20 protein-coding genes are annotated in these 18959 nt (G+C 71.2%); 11 read left to right on the top strand and 9 right to left on the bottom strand.

Annotated features, from left to right (window positions below; all coding sequences use genetic code 11):
* The first annotated feature begins 218 nt into the window (after positions 1–218).
* From ACMTAK_RS27735 to ACMTAK_RS27720, 4 genes are all read left to right on the top strand, one after another.
* Positions 219–911: a phosphatase PAP2 family protein gene (locus ACMTAK_RS27735; protein WP_413808697.1), complete on the top strand. Its 693-nt coding sequence runs from the start codon at positions 219–221 to the stop codon at positions 909–911.
* A gap of 5 nt (positions 912–916) precedes the next feature.
* The gene (locus tag ACMTAK_RS27730; protein WP_413808696.1) at positions 917–1606 is read left to right on the top strand and encodes a response regulator; all 690 of its coding nucleotides are present in this window, start codon (positions 917–919) and stop codon (positions 1604–1606) included.
* A complete protein-coding gene (locus tag ACMTAK_RS27725) occupies positions 1603–3360 on the top strand; it encodes a sensor histidine kinase (RefSeq protein WP_413808695.1) in 1758 nt (585 codons plus the stop codon). Before ACMTAK_RS27730 ends, ACMTAK_RS27725 begins: the two co-directional genes overlap by 4 nt.
* A 94-nt stretch (positions 3361–3454) precedes the next feature.
* Positions 3455–4447, top strand: coding sequence for a polyprenyl synthetase family protein (locus ACMTAK_RS27720; RefSeq protein WP_413808694.1), 993 nt, complete (start codon positions 3455–3457; stop codon positions 4445–4447).
* Here ACMTAK_RS27720 and ACMTAK_RS27715 read toward each other — a convergent pair.
* From ACMTAK_RS27715 to ACMTAK_RS27705, 3 genes are read right to left on the bottom strand one after another with little or no spacing between them, the layout of a single operon-like run.
* Complete coding sequence (locus tag ACMTAK_RS27715; protein WP_413808693.1) at positions 4422–5651, bottom strand: glycosyl hydrolase family 8; 1230 nt, start codon at positions 5649–5651, stop codon at positions 4422–4424. The two genes, ACMTAK_RS27720 and ACMTAK_RS27715, sit on opposite strands and share 26 nt — an antisense overlap.
* Positions 5648–5818: a hypothetical protein gene (locus ACMTAK_RS27710; protein ID WP_413808692.1), complete on the bottom strand. Its 171-nt coding sequence runs from the start codon at positions 5816–5818 to the stop codon at positions 5648–5650. The genes ACMTAK_RS27715 and ACMTAK_RS27710 overlap by 4 nt, the downstream gene beginning before the upstream one ends.
* 39 nt (positions 5819–5857) lie before the next feature.
* Positions 5858–6214: a PRC-barrel domain-containing protein gene (locus ACMTAK_RS27705; protein ID WP_413808691.1), complete on the bottom strand. Its 357-nt coding sequence runs from the start codon at positions 6212–6214 to the stop codon at positions 5858–5860.
* A 165-nt stretch (positions 6215–6379) separates the two neighbouring features.
* Between ACMTAK_RS27705 and ACMTAK_RS27700 the strand changes: the two genes are divergently transcribed.
* Entirely contained in the window at positions 6380–6547 is a 168-nt protein-coding gene (locus ACMTAK_RS27700; protein ID WP_020870302.1) for a hypothetical protein, read from the top strand.
* Positions 6548–6740: 193 nt separating this feature from the next.
* Here the strand turns inward: ACMTAK_RS27700 and ACMTAK_RS27695 are convergent, their stop codons facing one another.
* A complete protein-coding gene (locus ACMTAK_RS27695; RefSeq protein WP_413813006.1) occupies positions 6741–7640 on the bottom strand; it encodes an RNA polymerase sigma factor SigF in 900 nt (299 codons plus the stop codon).
* 92 nt (positions 7641–7732) lie between these two features.
* Positions 7733–9019, bottom strand: a complete 1287-nt coding sequence (locus ACMTAK_RS27690) for an MFS transporter (protein ID WP_413813005.1) — start codon at positions 9017–9019, stop codon at positions 7733–7735.
* Between the two features lie 128 nt (positions 9020–9147).
* Between ACMTAK_RS27690 and ACMTAK_RS27685 the strand changes: the two genes are divergently transcribed.
* The gene (locus ACMTAK_RS27685) at positions 9148–9528 is read left to right on the top strand and encodes an ArsR/SmtB family transcription factor (RefSeq protein ID WP_413808690.1); all 381 of its coding nucleotides are present in this window, start codon (positions 9148–9150) and stop codon (positions 9526–9528) included.
* Positions 9529–9651: 123 nt separating this feature from the next.
* A complete protein-coding gene (locus tag ACMTAK_RS27680; RefSeq protein ID WP_413808689.1) occupies positions 9652–10332 on the top strand; it encodes a DUF4232 domain-containing protein in 681 nt (226 codons plus the stop codon).
* Here ACMTAK_RS27680 and ACMTAK_RS27675 read toward each other — a convergent pair.
* Positions 10322–10606: a DUF6059 family protein gene (locus ACMTAK_RS27675; RefSeq protein ID WP_413808688.1), complete on the bottom strand. Its 285-nt coding sequence runs from the start codon at positions 10604–10606 to the stop codon at positions 10322–10324. The two genes, ACMTAK_RS27680 and ACMTAK_RS27675, sit on opposite strands and share 11 nt — an antisense overlap.
* A gap of 144 nt (positions 10607–10750) precedes the next feature.
* On the opposite strand from ACMTAK_RS27675, the gene ACMTAK_RS27670 reads away from it, so the two are divergent.
* Positions 10751–11791 carry a methyltransferase gene (locus tag ACMTAK_RS27670; RefSeq protein WP_413808687.1) on the top strand — a complete coding sequence of 347 codons (1041 nt, stop codon included), beginning with the start codon at positions 10751–10753 and terminating at the stop codon, positions 11789–11791.
* Between the two features lie 57 nt (positions 11792–11848).
* On the opposite strand, the gene ACMTAK_RS27665 is transcribed toward ACMTAK_RS27670, so the two are convergent.
* On the bottom strand, positions 11849–13462 hold the full coding sequence (locus ACMTAK_RS27665; RefSeq protein WP_413808686.1) for an MDR family MFS transporter: 1614 nt from the start codon (positions 13460–13462) through the stop codon (positions 11849–11851).
* Positions 13463–13623: 161 nt separating this feature from the next.
* On the opposite strand from ACMTAK_RS27665, the gene ACMTAK_RS27660 reads away from it, so the two are divergent.
* The 3 genes from ACMTAK_RS27660 (at position 13624) to ACMTAK_RS27650 (ending at position 16482) form a co-directional block, all read left to right on the top strand.
* Positions 13624–13848 carry a helix-turn-helix domain-containing protein gene (locus tag ACMTAK_RS27660; protein ID WP_262702116.1) on the top strand — a complete coding sequence of 75 codons (225 nt, stop codon included), beginning with the start codon at positions 13624–13626 and terminating at the stop codon, positions 13846–13848.
* A gap of 182 nt (positions 13849–14030) precedes the next feature.
* Positions 14031–14690, top strand: coding sequence for a PEP/pyruvate-binding domain-containing protein (locus tag ACMTAK_RS27655; RefSeq protein ID WP_413808685.1), 660 nt, complete (start codon positions 14031–14033; stop codon positions 14688–14690).
* Between the two features lie 187 nt (positions 14691–14877).
* Entirely contained in the window at positions 14878–16482 is a 1605-nt protein-coding gene (locus ACMTAK_RS27650; RefSeq protein ID WP_413808684.1) for an FAD-dependent monooxygenase, read from the top strand.
* A 71-nt stretch (positions 16483–16553) separates the two neighbouring features.
* Here ACMTAK_RS27650 and ACMTAK_RS27645 read toward each other — a convergent pair whose 3' ends face one another.
* Together ACMTAK_RS27645 and asnB are read right to left on the bottom strand one after the other, a co-directional pair.
* Positions 16554–17006 (bottom strand): anthrone oxygenase family protein, encoded by a 453-nt coding sequence (locus ACMTAK_RS27645; protein ID WP_413808683.1) that lies wholly within the window; start codon positions 17004–17006, stop codon positions 16554–16556.
* A gap of 60 nt (positions 17007–17066) precedes the next feature.
* On the bottom strand, positions 17067–18935 hold the full coding sequence (gene asnB / locus ACMTAK_RS27640; protein WP_413808682.1) for an asparagine synthase (glutamine-hydrolyzing): 1869 nt from the start codon (positions 18933–18935) through the stop codon (positions 17067–17069).
* Positions 18936–18959: the final 24 nt, after the last annotated feature.

Here is an 18959-nt window from a genome sequence, read left to right as displayed (position 1 = left end):
CCGTTTGCGTTCCGCCGTACGGGTTCGCCCGACCGGGCCCGTACGGACGGGGGTGTACGGATGGGGCCGTACGGATGGGGCGGGACCAACTGGGGCGGGGCGACCTGGGGCGGGACCATCCGGAGCGGGTGGCCGGGGGCGGGGCGGCCGGGGCCAAATGGGGCAGAAAATCCCCCTTCGGATGGAATCGTGGAGCTACCGAGACGGGTTCCCTCCTCATGCGAGTCCCTGGACGGATCCGATGCCCGCTGAGCCGCCGGCACACGATCGCCTTCCTGGTGGCCGCCGCCTGTTACGCGGTGGTCCTCACGGCCCTCCTCACCGGCTCACACCTCGTCCGGTTCGACTGGCAGGTGGCGCTGTTCAAGCCGTACGAACAGTGGCCGCGGGTCCGGCCGGTGCTGGACACCTTCGTCATCGCGGGTCAGCGCGGCCCCACCGCCCTGGCCGCCCTGGCCTGGGCCGTCTGGCGCGGCGGCCGAACCCGGAGCCTGCGTCCGCCGCTGGTCCTGGGCGTGGCGCTGCTGCTGCTCAACGCGAGCGTCGGCGCCGTCAAGATCCTCACCGGGCGGCTGGGCCCGTACGACGCCCGGACCCCCGGGTCCGCCGAGCTCTTCCACGGCGGCATGGTCTTCCCCTCCGGTCACGTCGCCAACGCCGTCGTCGTCTGGGGCGCCCTCGCCTATCTCGCCGGTCACCACCGGCGGACGGGTGCTCTGATCGCCTGCGTGATGGCCGTCGGCGTCGGTCTGACCACCGTCTATCTGGGCACCCACTGGGTGAGTGACGTCCTGGGCGGGTGGGCGGCGGGCGTCCTCGTCCTGCTGGCCCTCCCCCTCTTCGAACCGCTGATCGCGACCCTTTCCGCGCACGTCTCCGCCCGTGCGGCGGGGTACTCCATGGGCAGGTGAACCAAGTGGCGCTTCGCGTGCTGATCGCAGACGACCATGCGGTGGTCCGGCAGGGCCTACGCATGATCCTTGGCCTCGACAACGACATCAAGGTGGTCGGCGAGACGACCAACGGCCGGGAGGCCGTACGGCTGGCCCGGGAGCTGTGCCCCGACGTCGTCCTGATGGATCTGCTGATGCCGGTGATGGACGGCGTATCGGCCACGGCGGAGATCCGCCAGGACCTCCCCGAGGTCGAGGTGGTGGCGCTGACCAGCTCCCTCGACGACGCCATGGTCATGGGCGCGGTCCGGGCGGGCGCCATCGGCTTCCTGCTGAAGAACGCCGAGGCCGACGACCTCCGCAACGCGGTGAAGGCCGCGGGCGCGGGCCAGATCCATGTCTCCCCCGCCGCGATCTCCCGGCTGATGGGCCAGGTCAGGGAGCCAAGCGGCCCGGAGCAGCTCACCGAGCGGGAGACCGAGGTGCTGACCATGCTCGCGCGCGGCAAGGCCAACAAGGAGATCGCCCACGATCTGCGGATCGGCCAGCAGACGGTGAAGACGTATGTGAGCCACATCCTGACCAAGCTCGGGGTGCACAGCCGGACCCAGGCGGCGGTCTACGCGGTGCAGTCCGGCCTGGTGCCCGCTGGTGAGCTCACCCCTCCGGAAACAGTGGAGTCGACGACGAGGGAGCAGTGGTGGTCGGCGTGATCAGTACACGGTGGATCCCGACCCGGCGGAGACGGAGCGCCACCGCGCTCGCCGAGGTGACCCGACGCATCCTGGCGGGCGAGACCGCCGACGCCACGCTCCGGCTGATCGCCCGCCGGGTGCGGGAGCTCCTGGGCGCCGACATGGCCCGGGTGATGGTGCTGGAGCCGGGCGACGTCCTGACGATACGGGCCACCGACGGCGCCCCGTGGACCGCGCCGAGCGGACCGCTGACACCCGGCGGCTCCTCCCCCGCCCGCCAGGCGATCCGCGCCGGACGGCCCACGGTCTCCGGCGACGAACGGCGGCCGCGCCGACGCGGCCGGGCCCCCCGGCACGCGGTCCCGGCCTCGGTGCTGGACGCGCCGCTGCTGGTGCGCGGCCACCCGGTGGGGGTGATCGAGGTGGCGAACCGCGGCGGCGGGCGCCGGCTCACCCATGCCGATGTGAGCACCGTGGGGCGCTTCGCGGCGGCCGCGGGCCACGCGGTCGCCCAGATCCGGCACCGGGAGCATCTGCGGCGGCTGGCGTCGGCGGCGGCCGGACCGGGCAGCAACGGTTCCGGGAGCTCGTCCGGCCCCTCGGTGTTCCCCCGTTCCTCCGGCCCCTGCGTACGGCGGACCCTGGACTCCCTGGCCGCGGGCGCGGTGGCCCGTACCGGCGCCGCGAGCTGCACGGTCTATCTACTGGAGCCCGGTCCGTCGGCGAATCTGCGCCTGGTCGGCGGCGGCCACGGCCACACCCCGCCGTCGCGCAAACCGGCGCTGGAGGCGATCGGCGGGGCCGCGCCCGTCATCCACGGCGGTGGCCGTACGGGCGCGGACGGCGAGGGCCCGGCGCGAGGCGCGGTGGCCGCCTGGCCGCTGCTGCGCGAATCCACCGCGATCGGCGCGATGTGCTGCCACTTCCCGCCCGGCCGCGACCCCGGCGAGGCGGACATCACCCTCCTGGAGGTGATCGCGGGGCACGCGTCCTGCGCGGTGGAGAACGACCGGCAGCGGGCGGCCGCCCAGGACAAGGCCGTCCATGAGGAGCGGCATCGCATCTCGCGCGAGCTCCACGACTCGGTCTCACAGGCGCTCTACGGCATCGCGCTGGGCGCCCGTACCGCCCGCGAGATGCTGGAGCGCGACATCGACAGCGCGGAGCCGGCGGCGGGCCGGGCCGGGCCGGCGAGTCACGCGGAAGCGCCGGGCCGGATCGATCCGGAGGCGGGGCACGAGACCGCCGGGGAGGTCGTGGACCTCGCCGAGCTGACCGAACTCGCCGAGCCCATCGAGTACATACGGCGGCTCGCGGACGCCGCGATCGCCGAGACCCGGATCCTGCTGTGCCGGCTGCGGCCCGAATCGCTGGAGACCGGGGGCCTGGTCGCCGCGCTCACCCAGCATGTCGAGACGCTCCGGGCCCGGTACGGGATCGCCACCGAGGCGAAGCTGGACGCCGAACCGGAGACCACACCGGAGGCCAAGCACGCCCTGTACCGGATCGCCCAGGAGTCGCTGCACAACGTCGCCAAGCATTCGCAGGCCCGGAACGTACGGCTCCATCTGCTCAACGAACCGGGCGCCGTCACCTTGACGGTCGCCGACGACGGCGTGGGCTTCGACTGCAAGGGCTCCTTCCCCGGCCATCTCGGGCTGCTCTCCATGCGGGAGCGGGCCCGCGAGGTGGGCGGCACGCTCAACGTGGACAGCCGCCCCGGGCAGGGAAGTCGCATCCGGGCCAGGATCCCGGCCGCGCCGGACCTCTGACCCGTCACCCTTGGACCACTTCGACGTCCTGAAACCAGCCGCCGATGACACGCCCTCAAGCCCACTACCGACGACATATGAGACATTTCTGTCCATGCAGCCGACCGTGCGGGACCACGCGCTGGCGGACGGCCTCCGGGCCGGCCAAGCGGCGGTGGAAGAGGGCCTGTTGCGGGCCACCAAGAGCGATGTGCCGTTCATCACCGAGGCCGCGCGGCAGCTGACGCGCACGGCCGGGCGGCGGCTCCGGCCGCTGCTGGTGCTGCTGGCGGCGCGGTTCGGCGACCCCGGCGCCCCGGGTGTGGTGCCCGCCGCCGTGGTCGTCGAACTGACCCATCTGGCCACGCACTACCACGACGACGTCCGGGACGAGGCGGCCATACGGCGTGACGCCCCGCGCCCGGACGCCAACTGGGACAACACGGTGGCGGTGCTCACCGGCGACTTCCTCTTCGCCCGCGCCTCGCACATCCTGGCCGACCTGGGGCCGGAGGCCGTACGGATCCAGGCCCAGGCGTTCCGGCGGCAGGTCACCGGCCAGATCCTGGAGACGACCGGACCGCACGACGGCCGCGACCCCGTCGAGCACCATCTGGACGTGCTGGCGAGCCGGACCGGCTCGCTGACCGCCGTCTCCGGACGGCTCGGCGCGCTGGCCTCGGGCGCGGACCCGAGCGTCGCGGACGCCCTCGCGCGGTACGGCGAACGGCTGGGCGTGGCGAGCCATCTCGCCGACGAGGTGGCGACCCCCACCGCCCGCCGCCTCACCCTGCCCACCCTGCTGCTGGCACGGGTCGCGGGCCTCGCGGATCCCACCGATCCCGCGGACCTCGCCGATCCCGCGGACCTCGCGGACCGGGAGCTTTACGAGCTGCTCACCGGGCCCGCCGAGCGGGCGGGGCGCTCCGAAGCGGTGGCGCGACTGCGCACCCATCCGGTCCTGGACCGCGCCCGCGAGGAGACCACCCGTCAGGCCGAGGCCGCCCGCGCGGCCCTGTCCGCGCTGCCCGACTGCCCGGCGCGGGACGCCCTGGAGTCGCTGTGCGAGACGGTGGCCGCGCCTACGGCACCCAGTAGTTGTGGCTGACCACCAGCATCGACTGGAGCCGCACCCCGGCCTCGTAGGCGCGGGCCGGATCGGGCGGGAAGGCGCACATCCGCGCCCACAGCGCGTCCAGCCAGCCCTGCGCCCCTTCGGCGCCTGAGTCGTCCCCGCCCTCCGTCAGCGCGGCGACCGCGAAGGGCGCGAAGAAGGCGGGCGATCCCGGGCCCCCATAGGCCGTGCCGTCGAGCCGGTATCCGCTCCGGATCCGCCCGGGATCACCGCCCGTCGCCGCCCTCGCCCAGCGGCTGAGCCCGCGCGCGACCGCCCGGGTGCGTACGTCGCCGCTGGTCACCGCGTCGGCGCCGAGCCGCCAGGGGGCGCGGCAGGCGTTCCAGTGGTAGTCGCCGTCGTGCGGGCTCTCCAGGACCTGACCCGGCGCGGGCCTCGGCTCGCCGGACGTGGTGTCCACGACGAAGTCGGGGAGCAGCCCGGTGGCCGGGGCATGGCGGGCGCGCAGCTCCCCGGCCAGCGACAGATGCGCGTCCAGCACCTCGTCCCACCGCCGATCGCCCGTGGCCGCGCGGAACGCCCGGAAGTGGTCCGGCATCCAGTCCGACGTACGGGAGACCTCGTCATAGCGGCCAGAGGACCAGTCGCCGAGCTTGGTCAGCCGGGTGGTGGGGTGCACCTCGCACTCCATGACGGCGTCGATCCGCCGCACCGCGAGCGCCTCGTAGTCGTAGTCGCTGTGGCCGTTGTGGCCGCCGTGGCCGCCGTGGCCACCGCCCCACTGCCGGGCCGCGAGCAGCAGTCCGTACGCGATGTCGAGGTCGCCGTCGGTCGCCGAGTCCCGACCGCCGACGTCCCGGCCCTCGGCGTCCTGCTGGGCGGCGTGCAGATCGGGGTGGTTCACGGAGGGGTGGGCCAGGACATGCCGGAGGATGGAGTCGAAGAGGGCGCGGGCGTCGGGGTCGGCGCCCGCCATCAGCGCGGTGATCACCAGTCCGTAGCCCTGGGCCTCGGCCACGAACGGGTGCGCCGCGTCGGGGGTGAACACCGCGCACCGGTCCCGGCCGCCCGCCTCCTCGCCCGACCGCAGGAAGTACGCCTTCCACAGCTCGTAGTGGTCCAGGACCCGCCGGTCGGCCGCCGTCGGGTCGCCGGCGCAGGAGGGCCAGAGCGTGCCGGGGGCGTACGGGATGGCATGCGCCCCGAAGGGGACGCGGGCCTCGGCGCGTACCGTCATCGGAGCCGACGCCGCCCGCCCCGCCGTGCCAGCCGCACCAGCCCGAGGACGATGTCGACCACCAGTATCACCACGCCGATGACCAGCAGGTAGCCAAGACCGTGCACCACCCAGCCGATGAGGCCGAGCACGATGGCCACGATCACCAGGAACAGGAAGAGCGCCACCGCCGACACCTCTCCTCGATCGTCAAACGTCCTCGGCCATCAGCGGCGCGCGAGCTGCCGCCCGCCGCCCGGACCCGACTGGTACGTCTTCCCGTAGTGCTGGAAGATCGCCCCCTCCTGCTCCGCGGGCAGCACGTCGTCCACGCCGAGCGAGGGTGCCTTCTTCACCAGCGACCGCGTGTAGGAGACCTTCACATAGCCCGGCCCGACCACCGCGTCGTCCACGGGGACGAACACCAGACGGTGACGGGTGGGCAGTCCGGTGCGGACGGTGGCCATGGCGGGTTCGTCGTTGGACGTGGCCACGTAGATCGCCTCAAGCACTCCGATCTTGCGGCCCTGCTCATCGACGACATCCTGGTCGCGCCACTCACGGATATCGGCTGGCTGGATCATGACGTATCACCCTCTGACCTCTGCCCTTCCAGCCTGCCTCCGCTCACCGTGGGACGCCACGCCATCCGGCCCACCAGGAGTAACCGAGTGTTCGAAAAAGCATGAATTGATCAGGTGTGCCGGATTCCCGGTGGGGTACCCGGCGCGGCGAGGAGGTTGGTAATCATGGTCCCCCTGCTTGTCGTTCTTCTTCTCGCTCTGCTGCTCTTCGGCGCCGGATTCGCCCTGAAGGCTCTGTGGTGGATCGCGGTCATCGTGCTCGCCGTCTGGCTGATCGGCTTCATCGCCCGGCCGACAGTCGGCGGGCGGCGAGGACGGTGGTACCGCTGGTAACCCGAAGACGGTACAGATAAACCACAGCACGGGCCGAAGGGGCCTGGCCGGAGAAATCTCCGGCCAGGCCCCTTCATTTCGGTCATGTTCTGTTGTGATCAGCGGCTTTCTGTTGTGATCAGCAGCGTTGTGATCAGCAGCGCGGCGGCAGTGCCCTTTCGTACGCGGGCCCATCCCTCGGGCGTCGGGCGTACTACCCCTCGGTGAGCATTCCGCGCCGCAGCCGGCCGAGCGCACGGCTGAGCAGCCGGGAGACATGCATCTGGGAGACGCCGAGCTCGGTGCCGATCTCCGACTGCGTCATCTCCTCGCCGAACCGCATCTGCAGAATGCGGCGGTCCCGCTCACCGAGCTGCTCCACCAGCGGCTTGAGCGCGTGCAGGTTCTCCACGGCCTCCATGGCCGGGTCGACGTCGCCGAACCGGTCCGCGTACGTGGTCACGCGCGTGGCGCCGCCCTCCTGGTCCGCGGGCGCGTCCAGCGAGGTGGTGAGATAGCCGTTGCTGGCCACCAGTCCGTCGACGACCTCGTCCTCGCTCAGCCGCAGATGCTCCGCGAGCTCGGCCGTGGTGGGCGACCGGTCCAGCCGCTGGAACAGCTCCTCGTTCGCCTTGGCGAGGTCGATCCGCAACTCCTGGAGCCGGCGGGGGACATGCACGGCCCAGCTGGTGTCGCGGAAGAACCGCTTGATCTCGCCGACGATGTACGGAACGGCGAAGGTCGTGAACTCCACCTCACGGCTCAGGTCGAACCGGTCGATCGCCTTGATCAGCCCTATGGTGCCGACCTGGACGATGTCCTCCATCTCCACCGAGCGGTTGTGGAACCGCCGGGCGGCGTACCGGACCAGCGACAGATTGAGCTCGATGAGGGTGTTCCGCACGTACTGGTGCTCGTGCGTCCCCTCCTCCAGCTCGGTCAGCCGATCCAGGAACGTCTTGGTCAGCGCCCGTGCGTCCTTGGGCGCCACCTTCGCCGGATCGTCCACCGTGGGCAGATCCACGGCGTCTGCGGTCTCAACTCCATCCACCGCAATGTCACTTATGCGGACATCATGTGCCTGCTCAGCTTCCGCTGCTGTCAGCATCGACATCGTCGCGGGTGCCGTGTCGTTCACCGTCGCACTCCCTGTATCGGCTGCATGCATAGGCTGATTGGGGTCCCGCCTACCCACCCTCCATGCCCTCATGCCTCTTTCCTACGGGCGGACGGCGGTCCGGCGACGACCACCAGGCCCCCGACGAGGGCCAATGCCATGAGCACGGCCCCGAACACGGTCGCCCCCGCCGTCAGCCCCGCAGCGTCGCTGAGGTAACCCGCCGTTACCGGCAGTACGCCCGCGGGCACATAGCCGCCGACGTTGAGCGCCGCGTTGGCCTCCGCCAGACGGCTCGGCGGAACGCTGGAGTTGAGCAGCGACAACCCACCGAGCTGCCCCATCCCCTGCCCCGCCCCGGCCAGCAGCGCGGCGGCGACGAGCAGCGGCACGGAGGACGCGAGGACGGCGGCGATGAGCGCGCCCATGCCGATCGTCGTACTGACGGCACCGGCCAGGAGGATCGTCCGCCGGTCCAGCCGCTGGACCGCGAACTGCGCTCCGGTCGCGGTGAGGAACATCACGAAGGCCATGGCCCCCGCGACCACCGGGCTGGTGGTGTCCAGCAACCCCGAGAGCAGCGACGGCCCGAGGGAGAGCACGAAGGAGGTGGCGGTGATGCCGGGCGCGAAGACGGCGATCCCCATGAGGAGTTCCCCGCCACTCCCCCGAGGCACCCCGGGAATCCGCACCCAGGCGCCGCTCGCGTGCGCGGACCTCGCGGGCACGGACGGCGCAGGCACGGACGGCGCGGACACAGACGGCGCAGACGCGGACGGCGCAGACGCGGCGGAAGCACCACGCAACGGCATCCGCACCACGACCAGGACCGCCACCACCAGCAGCACCGCCTCCAGGACGAACACCCCCTCACCCAACACCCCCGCGAGCAACGGCCCAAGACCGGCCCCGAACACCATCGCGCACGAGGCCAGCAGCGCCGCCAGCCGCCGCCGCTCCGGCCCGGCCACATCGGTCACCGCCGCCATTCCGGCGGAGACGACGGCGCCGACCGCGATCCCGCTGAACAGCCGCGCCACGAGCAGCGCAGCCACGCTCGACGCACTCGCGAAGATCGCGCACGCCGCCAGCGCGAGCCCGAGCGCGGGCAGCAGCACGGGCTTCCGCCCCACCCGGTCCGAGACCACGCCCGAGACCAGCAGCGAACCGAGCAGCCCGACGATGTAGCAGGCGAAGATCACCGTCAGGGTGCCCTTGGAGAACCCGATCTCACGCTGCCACCGCACATACAGCGGCGTGGCCGCGTTCGACAGAACGAACACCGCGGTCACCGGCCACGCGGCGGTCCACACCCACCGGGTGGCGACGCCGCCTGCCCCTCCGTCGGCGTCCCGCACACCCGAGACCGCCCCCACCCGACTCCGCACCACGACAGCTCCTCCCGAACATCCTTAGTACGACTTGAGTCGAACTTAGCATGCAGTACGATTGAACTCGTACAGAGAACAGAGAGCCGCGCACCGAGGACCCACAGGACCCATCCATGACCCCCCGGACAACCGACAACGGACGCCCCGCCATCAAGGCACTCCCCGAACCCCCGGACCTCCCGCCCCCGCTCCCGGAGCCGGCCGTGGAGGACATCCGCCTGGAGACGGTCCTGGCGGCGCTGAGCGATCCGCTGCGCCTCCGTATCGTGCGCAAACTCCTTCTCGAATCGGAGAAGTTCGATCACACCTGCGGTTGGTTCGGCCTCGACCGCCCCAAGTCCTCCCTCACCCACCACTTCAAGGCCCTCCGCGAGGCAGGCATCACCCGCCAGCGCCAATACGGCCTGGAGCGCCGCAGCCATGTCCGCATCGCCGACCTCAACGCCCGCTTCCCCGGGCTCCTGGACCTCGTGGCCGACTGGACCCCGCGGTGACGGCGAGCGTTAGCCGGGCGTTAGCGGATCGGCAGCGACCGTTAAGAGAACGCCAGCGGCGGCCGACACCATGGATGGTGCGTGAGCAGGAACCGCACAAACCAGAAGCCCATGGGGGTCGTCATGTCGCACCACATTCTCAACCGCCGTATCCGTAAGGCCGGTGCGGCCGCGCTGATCGCCGCTGCCTCGGCCGTCGCCCTCACCGCCTGCGGGAGCAACGACTCCTCGTCCGACGCCAAGGGGAACTCCTCCTCCCACGCGTCGTCCTCCGCGAAGTCGTCCCAGTCGGACGCCTCGATCCACAGCCAGGCGGGCGACAAGACCGGCAAGCAGGCAACGGCCCTGGGCTCGGGCGCCAACAAGGCCCAGGCGACCTCCGAATGCCAGCCGGGCACGCTGCGGGGGACGCTGGACTCCGCCGGCACCTCCCAGGCGGGGATGAACCACCGGGGCACCTTCCTGAAGGTGACGAACACCGGCGACGAGACCTGCGTGATCAGCGGCTACGCCGGGGTCGCCCTCGAAGGTGCCGGCCACACCGCCATCAAGACCACCGCCCGCCACGGCAGCACCTACTTCGCCACCGACCCCGGCACCCACCCGATCACCCTCGCCCCGGGCAAGAGCGCCTGGGCCGACCTGGTGTGGACCACCACCGGCGCCGGGACCGCCCACGCGAAGTACCTGCAGATCTCCCCGACGGGCAGCAACTCCCACAGCACGGTCGCCTTCAACCAGGACCTCGACAACGGCACCCTCTCCCTGACCGCCTGGTCCGCCAAGCCCCCCATCAACGGCTGAACCCCCGAAAACCCGAAGAACCCCAGCTCGGACCTGGTCCGGACTGGGGTTCTTGTTCAGTGTGCGGGGTGAGATCGGGGCCTCGCAGGGATGCCAGAAGGGCGCGTTCCTGGGGTGTGAGAGGGATGTCGGGGCGAAGGCGTTCCGGGTGGGACTGGGGTTCGGACTGGGGTTCGGCCGGGGGCATGTGGAGCGCGCCGAAGGCCACCAGGCCGTTCCAGAGCGAATGGAGCAGGGTCTGCGGCAGCGTGCGCCAGGTCCTGGGGAAATTCATGACGGGACCGTGGCACAGGCGACTGGCAGTTCGGTCGTCACGGCCTCGTGGAGGGACGGGGGCTGCCAGCGGCCTGCCATCGGGCTGCAAGCCCGAGTGCTCACGATGTGCCTGCCAGCAACCCGTTGACGCAGGGAGTAGCACATGGAGAGCGCACCAGAGGGCATCGTCGACCTGCCCCCGATCGGCCCGGAGCCGATTCTGCGGCTCGCGACGCTTGTCTGTCAGACCGAGGTGATGCATGCGGCCCTGGAGCTGGGCGTGTTCGGCTCCTTGGCCGAGGGCTCGCTGACCGAGCCCGAGCTGCGGGAACGGCTGGGGCTGCACAAACGGTTCTCGAAGGACTTCCTGGACGCGCTGGCCGGGCTCGGGCTGCTGGTCAGGGCGGGGGACAGGTACCGGAACGCCCCGGTGGCCGGGCACTATCTGGTGCCCGGCCAGGGCGTGTATCTGGAGGACTATCCGCGGATGGTTACCGCGTCCTTCCAGCAGGCGTGGGGGCAGCTGTCGAAGGGGCTGCGCACCGGGAAGACGGAGACCCAGCCCCGGGGCGGCTTCGTCGCCAAGTCCCATGAAGACCAGGCGCGTTTCAAGGTGTATGCGGGGGTGATGGACCACCTCAGCACTCGTGTGGCACGGGACTTTGCCGAGCGCTTCGACTGGAGCGGCTACAAGGACGTCGGGGACCTGGGTGGAGCCCGGGGGCATCTGGCGGCAGCGCTCCTTGAGGCACATCCGCATCTGAGCGGCTACTGTTTCGAACCTCCCTCGGCCGAGCGCTACCTGAAGGAGCACATGGCCGAGCTGGGCATGGCGGGCCGGGTGGGCTTCGTCGGCGGCGACCTGTTCACCGATCCGATCCCCGAGGCCGATGTCCTCGTCTACGGGCAGGTGCTGCATGGCTGGGAGGACGAGGAGCGCCGGACGCTGGTGCGGCGGGCTCACGAGGCACTGCGGCCCGGCGGCATGCTGCTGGTCTACGACCGCATGATCGACGAAGAGCGCCGAGACCAGCAGCGGCTGCTCTACAGCCTCTACATGCGTCTGGTCAGCCCCATGGGCTCGGAGTACCGGGCAGTGGACTGCGAGCACTGGCTGCGTGAGGCGGGCTTCCCGGAAGTCAGGTCGGAGCCGCTGCTGAATACGCACACGGTGGTGGTGGGCCTGAAGTCGAGGGAGGAGTAGGAGGGAGCTGAAGCCCGAGTTCCGGCGGTGGTGGGCGGAGCCCGCCACCGCTCGTTCTCATGCGGTCCCCTTCTCCGGGTTCTCGCCGCGTGCCGAGGTGTCCGGGCTGTTTGCGGGGCGCGGGACGTTGCCTTCCGCCTTCCCGGGGCCGGCCGGTCCGCGGCCCGGGCCGCCCCCGGAGCGCAGCGGGAGCTTCTTCAGGAACAGCGCGACGACGAGGCCCGAAAGGGTGAGCGGCAGGGCGGTCAGGAACACCGAGGACAGGGAGTCGGCATACGCGGAGGTGTACGCGTCCCGTGCGGCTTCCGGCAGCCGCTGCACCGCCTCCGGGCTGATCGAGGCACCCTTGGTGAGCTTGGAACTGTGTTCCGCGAGGCCGTTGTTGAGGATGACGCCGAACATCGAGGCGCCGAGCGACGTGCCGAGCATCCTGGTGAAGGTCACGGTCGACGTCGCGGCACCGATGTCCCGAAGCTCCACCGCGCTCTGCGAGACCACCACGGTGACCTGCTGGGACAGCCCGGCGCCGAGGCCGAGAACGGCCATGAAGGCGGAGGCGACGGCGAAGCTCGTGCTGCTCGTCATGGTCGACAGGAGATAGAGCGCGAGCGAGGAGACGGCCATGCTCGCGGCCGGGTACCACTTGTACTGGCCGGTCTTGGTCATAAAGTGGCCGGTCCCCATGGTGGCGAGGAGCATGCCCGCCGTCATCGGCAGCATCAGCAGCCCCGCGTTCTGCGAACTGGTTCCGGTAACCATCTGGAGGTAGAGCGCCAGGTAGTTGAGGGCGCCGATGGAGATGAAGCCGCCGACGAACGCCACCACGTTCGAGATGTTGAAGGTCGAGCTGCCGAACATGCGCAACGGCACCACCGGCTCGGCCGCCCGCCGCTCCGCGCCGAACCAGAGCACGCCGAGGACGAGGGTGGCGACCGCGAGGCTCACGATGATCGAGGAGCCCCATGCGTACTCGCTCCCGGCCCAGTTGGTCAGCAGGACCAGGCAGCTCACCGCACCGCCGAGGGCGACGATGCCGGCGTAGTCGATGCGCGGTGTGCCCCGGCGGACCGGGAGGGACAGGAAGGAGACGACCATGAACAGGGCGAGCGCGCCGACGGGCATGTTGATGTAGAACGCCCAGCGCCAGCCCAGATGATCGGTGATCAGGCCGCCGAGAAGGGGACCGCTGACGCTGGAGACAGCGAAGGTCCCGGTGGCGTAGCTCTGGTACCGGGCACCCTCGCGGGGCGAGAACAGATCGCCGAGGATGGCGAAGATGGAGACCGTAAGGCCGCCGGCTCCGACGCCCTGAACGGCGCGGTAGACGATGAGCTGCGTCATGGATCCGGCCGCGCCGCACAGCACGGACCCGATCAAGAAGACGACAATGGCAAAGACAAAGACACGTTTTCTCCCAAGGAGATCACCGAGTTTGCCGTAAAGCGGCGTCGTCACACTGAAGGTCAGCAGATAAGCCGTACTGACCCAGGCGAACTGGCTGACGCCACCGAGATCACCGCTGATGGTCGGCATCGCGGTGGCCACGATCTGGGTGTCCAGCGTGCCGAGGAGCATCGCGAGCATAAGGCCGATGAAGACCAGTACCGCCTGCTTACGAGGCATGATGGCGTCACCGGGATCCACGGCGGGCGCTGTCTGCGCGTGCGACATGAGATTCCCTCCTTTGCTTTTCCAATGAGCTCTGCACATGAGCTCCGCGCGTGGGGGTACGCTTTTCTCGTGTCAACTTAGGCTTACAAGAGAGCCGTGTCAACCTCTTCTGACAAGTGGAAGCCCTTGACTAGGTCATAGTGTCAGCTAAGGTTGACAGTGTGGACAAAGAAGAAGTGAACAAGCTGGTAGCCGAGGCGACGTCCGACGACATCCTCAAGGGACTCGCCGCCGTGCGTGCGCTGCGCAGGCTCGTCGAGGACATCGAGACGCTCCAGGTGCGTCGCGCCCGTGACCTCGGGTGGGCCTGGGGCGACATCGCGGAGCCGCTGGGCATCTCACGGCAGTCCGCGCACAAGAAGCACGCGCGGCGGCGGGCGAAGTGAGCGGGGCCCCTCCGGGCCCCGCGGATGACGGTGCCGGGCCGGGCGGAACAGACCGGCCGGACGGCACCGGGGTGTACCGGCTGCATCGCGGCGTCCACCCCCCGGCGGGAGTGGTGGGGCCGGAAGCGGCAGCCCTGAGCCGGTTGGGGCGGTGGTGGTCGATCCCCCGCTCGGTCTGCGGGGTGGCCCCAGCCCCGGCTACGTGCGGTGAGCGCTTCCTCGACGGGGTCAGGGAGCTGACGCGGCGCGGCGGCGCGCGGGACGCCGCGATCGATGTACGGGCCGTGCCCCTCGGGCCGGCCCCCAGGCCCGTCGGACGGACGGACGGCTCCTGGGTCTCGCGGCACGTCGTCGGTCCCGAGGACGCTCTCGCCGCCGTCCGCGAGCATCTCGCCCGTTCCCTGAGGTGCCGGTCCACACGGCGTACAGCGGTCGTCGCCGAGGAGTTCATCGCGGCGGACGCCAGCGCGCAGGTGCTCTCCCGGGCGCGGGGGCGTTTCGAGGAGGCGGTCGCCCTGGTCAGGGCCGCCCACGGGGTAGCCGTCGGAGGAGCGGATCCCGCGGGGGCGGCGGACACCTACCTCGTGCGCCGCACCGATCTGAACATCCTGGTCGAGTGGTTCACCGACAAGTACCGGCAGATGGTCCCCACCCCGACGGGACTCGTCGAGCGGCCGCTGCCCGACGTCCTGCGCGATCGCCCCTGCCTGCCCGAGCAGCGCATCCGGGACATGGTCAGGATCGGTCTGGTCGCCGAGGCCGTGATGGGCCGGCCCGTCCGCATGGAGCTGGCCTGGAAGAACGGCATGGTCTACGTGCTGTGGTGCGAGGCCGCCGAGTAGGGCCGACGCCCGGGCACGCCGGACCCGGGACATCAGGCCCCGAACGCCGGGTGAGGCCAGGGAGGACGACCACCGGGTGTGGACTCGGTTGCGAGTGGGGGCGCGCAGGGTGACGGGCGAGGCCCTGGCCACCGTCGGGACGGAGGCCAGGGCACGGCTCTGTCCTCGATGTGAGAGCGAGATCCCCATGGAAGAGCGAACCGCGGTACTGGTGGTGGGCGGGAGCCTGGTCGGGCTGTCCGCCGCCGTGTTCCTGGCCCACCAGGGAGTCCCGTGCGTGGTGGCCGAGCGGCACGTCGGCACCTCGATCCATCCGAGGGCACGCGGCATCACGGCCCGCTCGATGGAACTGTTCCGTCAGGTCGGTCTGGAAGACGCGGTACGGGCGCACGGCCAGGACGACATCGGCGTGTTCGTCCGCGCCCGCGCGCTGGCGGACGGCGACCACCACACGGTCGTGATGCCGCAGACCAGGACACCGGACGAGGTCAGTCCGACCACGCTGTACGCCTGCGACCAGGACCGGCTCGAACCGCTGCTGCTCGCCCGCGCCCGCGAGCTGGGCGCCGATGTCCGCTTCGGCACGGAGCTGGTGGACTTCACGCAGTCCCGCGATGAGGTGTCCGCGGTGCTGCGGGACCGCGTCTCGGGCGAACGGCGCACCGTGCGCGCGCGGTACCTCGTCGCGGCCGACGGCGGGCGCAGCACGGTCCGGGAGCGGCTCGGCATCTCCAGGTCCGGGCCCGGCACCCTGCAGCACCAGGTCAGCATCCTCTTCCGGGCGGACCTGGACCGGGCGCTGCGCGGCCGGGAGGTGTTCGCGTGCTTCCTGGAGACCATGTCCGGGGTGCTGGTACGGCGAGACGCGGACGTCTGGCAGATGGGCGTACCGTTCAAGCCCGAACTTGGCGAGAGCGCGGACGACTTCACCGAGGAGCGCTGCCGCGAGGTGGTCCGTACCGGCACCGGGCTCGCCGACCTGGACGCGGAGATCGACAGCGTGCTGTCGTGGGAGATCGCCGCCCTGGTCGCCGACCGGTTCCGGGAGGGAAGGATCTTCCTGGCGGGCGACAGCGCCCATGTCTCCTCGCCGCGCGGCGGGCTGGGCGGCAACGGCGGCATCCAGGACGCGCACAACCTCGCCTGGAAGCTGGCCGCCGTGCTAGCGGGCCACGCCGGTGAACGACTCCTGGACACCTACGAGGCGGAGCGGCGGCCCATCGCCTTCCTGAACATGGAGTACGCGCTCGGGCGGATGCGCGGCGAACCGTGGACGCAGGAGTACAACACCGTCTCGCTCGGCTACCGCTACCACTCACCGGCCTTCGCCGCCGAAGAGGGCGCGGACGGGCCGGGCGGGAACGAGAAGCTGGAGGACCCGACAGCGCCCTCGGGGCGCCCGGGCACGCGGGCGGCACACCTCCCGCTGGCGCCCGGGTACCCGCACGGGGCCCGTTCCACCCTCGACCTCTTCGGCCGGGAGTTCGTCCTACTCACCGGGGATGGCGACGCCGAGTGGCGGACCGCGGCGAAGCAGGCCGCCGACGTTCGCGGGATTCCGCTCGCGGTGCACGCGGTCGGTGCCGGTGACGCCTCGGCGGGGGGCGCGGCCCGTGCGGAGCGCTGGCGCGCGACCTACGGCGTGCCCGCCGAGGGGGCCGTACTGGTGCGCCCCGACGGCTACGTCGTGTGGCGGGGCCGACGGTGCGGCAGCACCGCGGCCGATCGGCTCGGCGCGGCGCTGGACGCGGCGTGCGGCCGGGGCCGGGAGCCGGTGTCCGATCCGGGATGACCCGGCCGGAACGCCCGAACCGGCACGGCCGACCGGCGACCCCGCCGGAAACGGGGCCCGGCGGTCGCGGTCTACGCCAGGACCGCGACCGCCAGCACATTGAGCACCAGCGCGACGACGGCGAACACCGAGCGGATCAGGTGCCACCGGCGCCAGCCGGGGCGGGGATCCGTCCAGTCGTCCGGGACGCCGTCCCGGTCGGCCGCCTGAATGGCCTTGTTGAGCGGTAAGTTGCCGTACTGCGAGATCAGCGGGACGGCGAGGAAGAGCGCCGCCGCCACCGTGTACACGGCGCGGAGCCCTCCGCCGTTCGCGAAGACGGCCAGCAGGACGTCCCCCACGAGCACGGACGAGACAATGATCGGCATCACGGGGTGGTAGCCCTCGCCCAGCCTGCGCTGGGTCGCCACGTACTGCCGGGGCGGCATGGTCATCAGGACGGGGAAGACGCTGACCGCCACGGCGAAGAAGGTCCCCGTCACAATGCCGGCCGCGACGATGACCAGGGCCTGGACCAATTCCAACGGGAGAGGCACCTCGCACCTTCCTGGTAAGGCTGTAGGGGAGACAGTGGGGGCCGGCCGCTAGAGGTCGAGCCGGATGTCGTACTCCCGCATCCAGGCGTCGAACTGGAGGACCATCTCGAAGCCCGCCCGGTCCACCCAGGCGCCCGCCTCCTCGTCGCCACCGCCTTCCCCGTCCAGCACGGCCCGGGTCGCCCGCGGATCGAGCAGCGGCGCCACGGGCGCCTCGGGGTCGCGCGCCAGCCGGAGGAACTTCTCGCGCACGGCCCGTCCGTAGACCGGATCCTGGGTTGCCGGGTAGGCGCTCTTGGGCCGGTTGACGACGGCGGGCGGCAGCAGGTCGGCCACGGCGGCGCGCAGCAGGCTCTTCTCCTGGCCGTCGCGGCGATGCAGGCGGGCCGGGACATCCAGCAGGTACTGGGCGAGCCGGTGGTCGCAGAACGGCACCCGCAGCTCCACGCCGTTGGCCATGCTGAGCCGGTCCTCGCGGTCGAGGAGCGTGGGCAGCCAGCGGGTGAGGACGAGATAGCCCACCTGGCGGACGTGCCGTTCCGCGGCGCTCTCGCCCTCCAGGACCGGCGCCTCGGCGACCGCCTCCCGATAGTGCTGGTCGGCGTACCCGTAGAGGTCCAGATCCTTGCGCAGCGTGGGATCGAAGAGGCGCAGCCCCAGGCCGCCCGAAGCGGCCTTGCGCCGCTCGAAGGCGACCCAGGGAAAGGTGCCCGCGCTGGTCAGCTCCGGGTCGTGGGCCCAGAAGTAGCCGCCGAAGACCTCATCGGCGCCCTCGCCGGAGAGCGTCACCACCCGGCTCTCCTCGCGCAGATGGCGGAAGGCGAGATAGAGCGAGCTGTCCATGTCGCCGTGGTGGGTCGGGATGTCCTGGGCCCGCATGGTGCGCGACCTGGTCAGCGGATCGGCGAGCTGACCGGGCGTCGCCACCATGTCGGTGTGGATGGTGCCGAGGTGCTCGGCGACCTGCGCGGCGAAGGGCGGGTCGGGGGTGCCGCGCAGCTTCTGCGGCCGGAAGTTCTCCGTGTACCCACGGAACGTCATGGAGTACGTGTGTACGGGCCCCGCGCCCTGCCGCGTCACGGTGTCGGCTGCGAGCGCGGCCAGGGCGCTGGAGTCGATGCCACCGGAGAGCAGCAGACTGGTGGGCACGTCGGCGACGAGCTGTCGGGCCACGATGTCCTCCAGCAGTTCCCGGACGTCCGCCACGGTCGCATCGAGGCCCCCGGTGTGCGGGTTGGCCGACGGCGCCCAGTACGCGGTGAGCCGGTGCCCGTCCGGGGTGACGGTGAGTGTGTGGCCGGGCGGGACCTCGGGGATGTCGCGGAAGACCGCCTTCCCCGGGTTCCGGGCGTGCGAGAGCAGTTCGCGCAGCCCGTCGGCGTCGACCACCGGGTCCACCCATGGATGGCGGAGCACCGCCTTCGGCTCGGAGCCGAAGACCAGGCCGTGCCCGGTGCGGTGGTAGAAGAGCGGCTTGACCCCGAGCGGGTCCCGGGCGAGCACGAGCCTGCGCGGGCCCGGGTCCCAGACGGCGTACGCAAAGATGCCGTTGAGGTGCTCCGCGCATTCCGGCCCCCACTCCAGGTACGAGCGCAGCAGCACCTCGGTGTCGCTCCGGGTGGTGAACCGGTGTCCCGCCAGCACCAGTTGGTCGCGCAGCTCGCGGTAGTTGTAAATCTCGCCGTTGAAGACGATCACGGGCGCGGCCGGGTCCCGGTCGTCAGTCCGCATCGGCTGGCCGCCGTGGTACAGGTCGATGATCGACAGGCGCTGGTGGCCGAGGGCGACGTCGGCGTCGAGCCACAGCCCGGAGGCGTCCGGGCCGCGGCTGAAGAGTGTCCTGGTCATCGCCGCGACCGTGCTGTGTTCCGCGGTCATGTCGCGCGCGTAGTCGAGCCATCCGGCGATCCCGCACATGGGCGCTGTCCTTCCGGGGAGAGG

Origin of the sequence: Streptomyces lacaronensis, from assembly GCF_047337785.1 — a bacterium.
Taxonomy (GTDB): Bacteria; Actinomycetota; Actinomycetes; order Streptomycetales; family Streptomycetaceae; genus Streptomyces; species Streptomyces lycopersici.
This window is presented reverse-complemented; position numbering and strand designations above follow the sequence as displayed.

Coding starts and splice junctions, on each gene's coding strand:
- ACMTAK_RS27700 (WP_020870302.1), top strand. CDS start 6,380: ATGGTCCCCCTGCTTGTCGTTCTTCTTCTCGCTCTGCTGCTCTTCGGC.
- ACMTAK_RS27680 (WP_413808689.1), top strand. CDS start 9,652: ATGTCGCACCACATTCTCAACCGCCGTATCCGTAAGGCCGGTGCGGCC.
- ACMTAK_RS27675 (WP_413808688.1), bottom strand. CDS start 10,606: ATGAATTTCCCCAGGACCTGGCGCACGCTGCCGCAGACCCTGCTCCAT.
- ACMTAK_RS27705 (WP_413808691.1), bottom strand. CDS start 6,214: ATGATCCAGCCAGCCGATATCCGTGAGTGGCGCGACCAGGATGTCGTC.
- ACMTAK_RS27715 (WP_413808693.1), bottom strand. CDS start 5,651: ATGACGGTACGCGCCGAGGCCCGCGTCCCCTTCGGGGCGCATGCCATC.
- ACMTAK_RS27695 (WP_413813006.1), bottom strand. CDS start 7,640: ATGTCGATGCTGACAGCAGCGGAAGCTGAGCAGGCACATGATGTCCGC.
- ACMTAK_RS27720 (WP_413808694.1), top strand. CDS start 3,455: ATGCAGCCGACCGTGCGGGACCACGCGCTGGCGGACGGCCTCCGGGCC.
- ACMTAK_RS27685 (WP_413808690.1), top strand. CDS start 9,148: ATGACCCCCCGGACAACCGACAACGGACGCCCCGCCATCAAGGCACTC.
- ACMTAK_RS27670 (WP_413808687.1), top strand. CDS start 10,751: ATGGAGAGCGCACCAGAGGGCATCGTCGACCTGCCCCCGATCGGCCCG.
- ACMTAK_RS27665 (WP_413808686.1), bottom strand. CDS start 13,462: ATGTCGCACGCGCAGACAGCGCCCGCCGTGGATCCCGGTGACGCCATC.
- ACMTAK_RS27650 (WP_413808684.1), top strand. CDS start 14,878: ATGGAAGAGCGAACCGCGGTACTGGTGGTGGGCGGGAGCCTGGTCGGG.
- asnB (WP_413808682.1), bottom strand. CDS start 18,935: ATGTGCGGGATCGCCGGATGGCTCGACTACGCGCGCGACATGACCGCG.
- ACMTAK_RS27735 (WP_413808697.1), top strand. CDS start 219: ATGCGAGTCCCTGGACGGATCCGATGCCCGCTGAGCCGCCGGCACACG.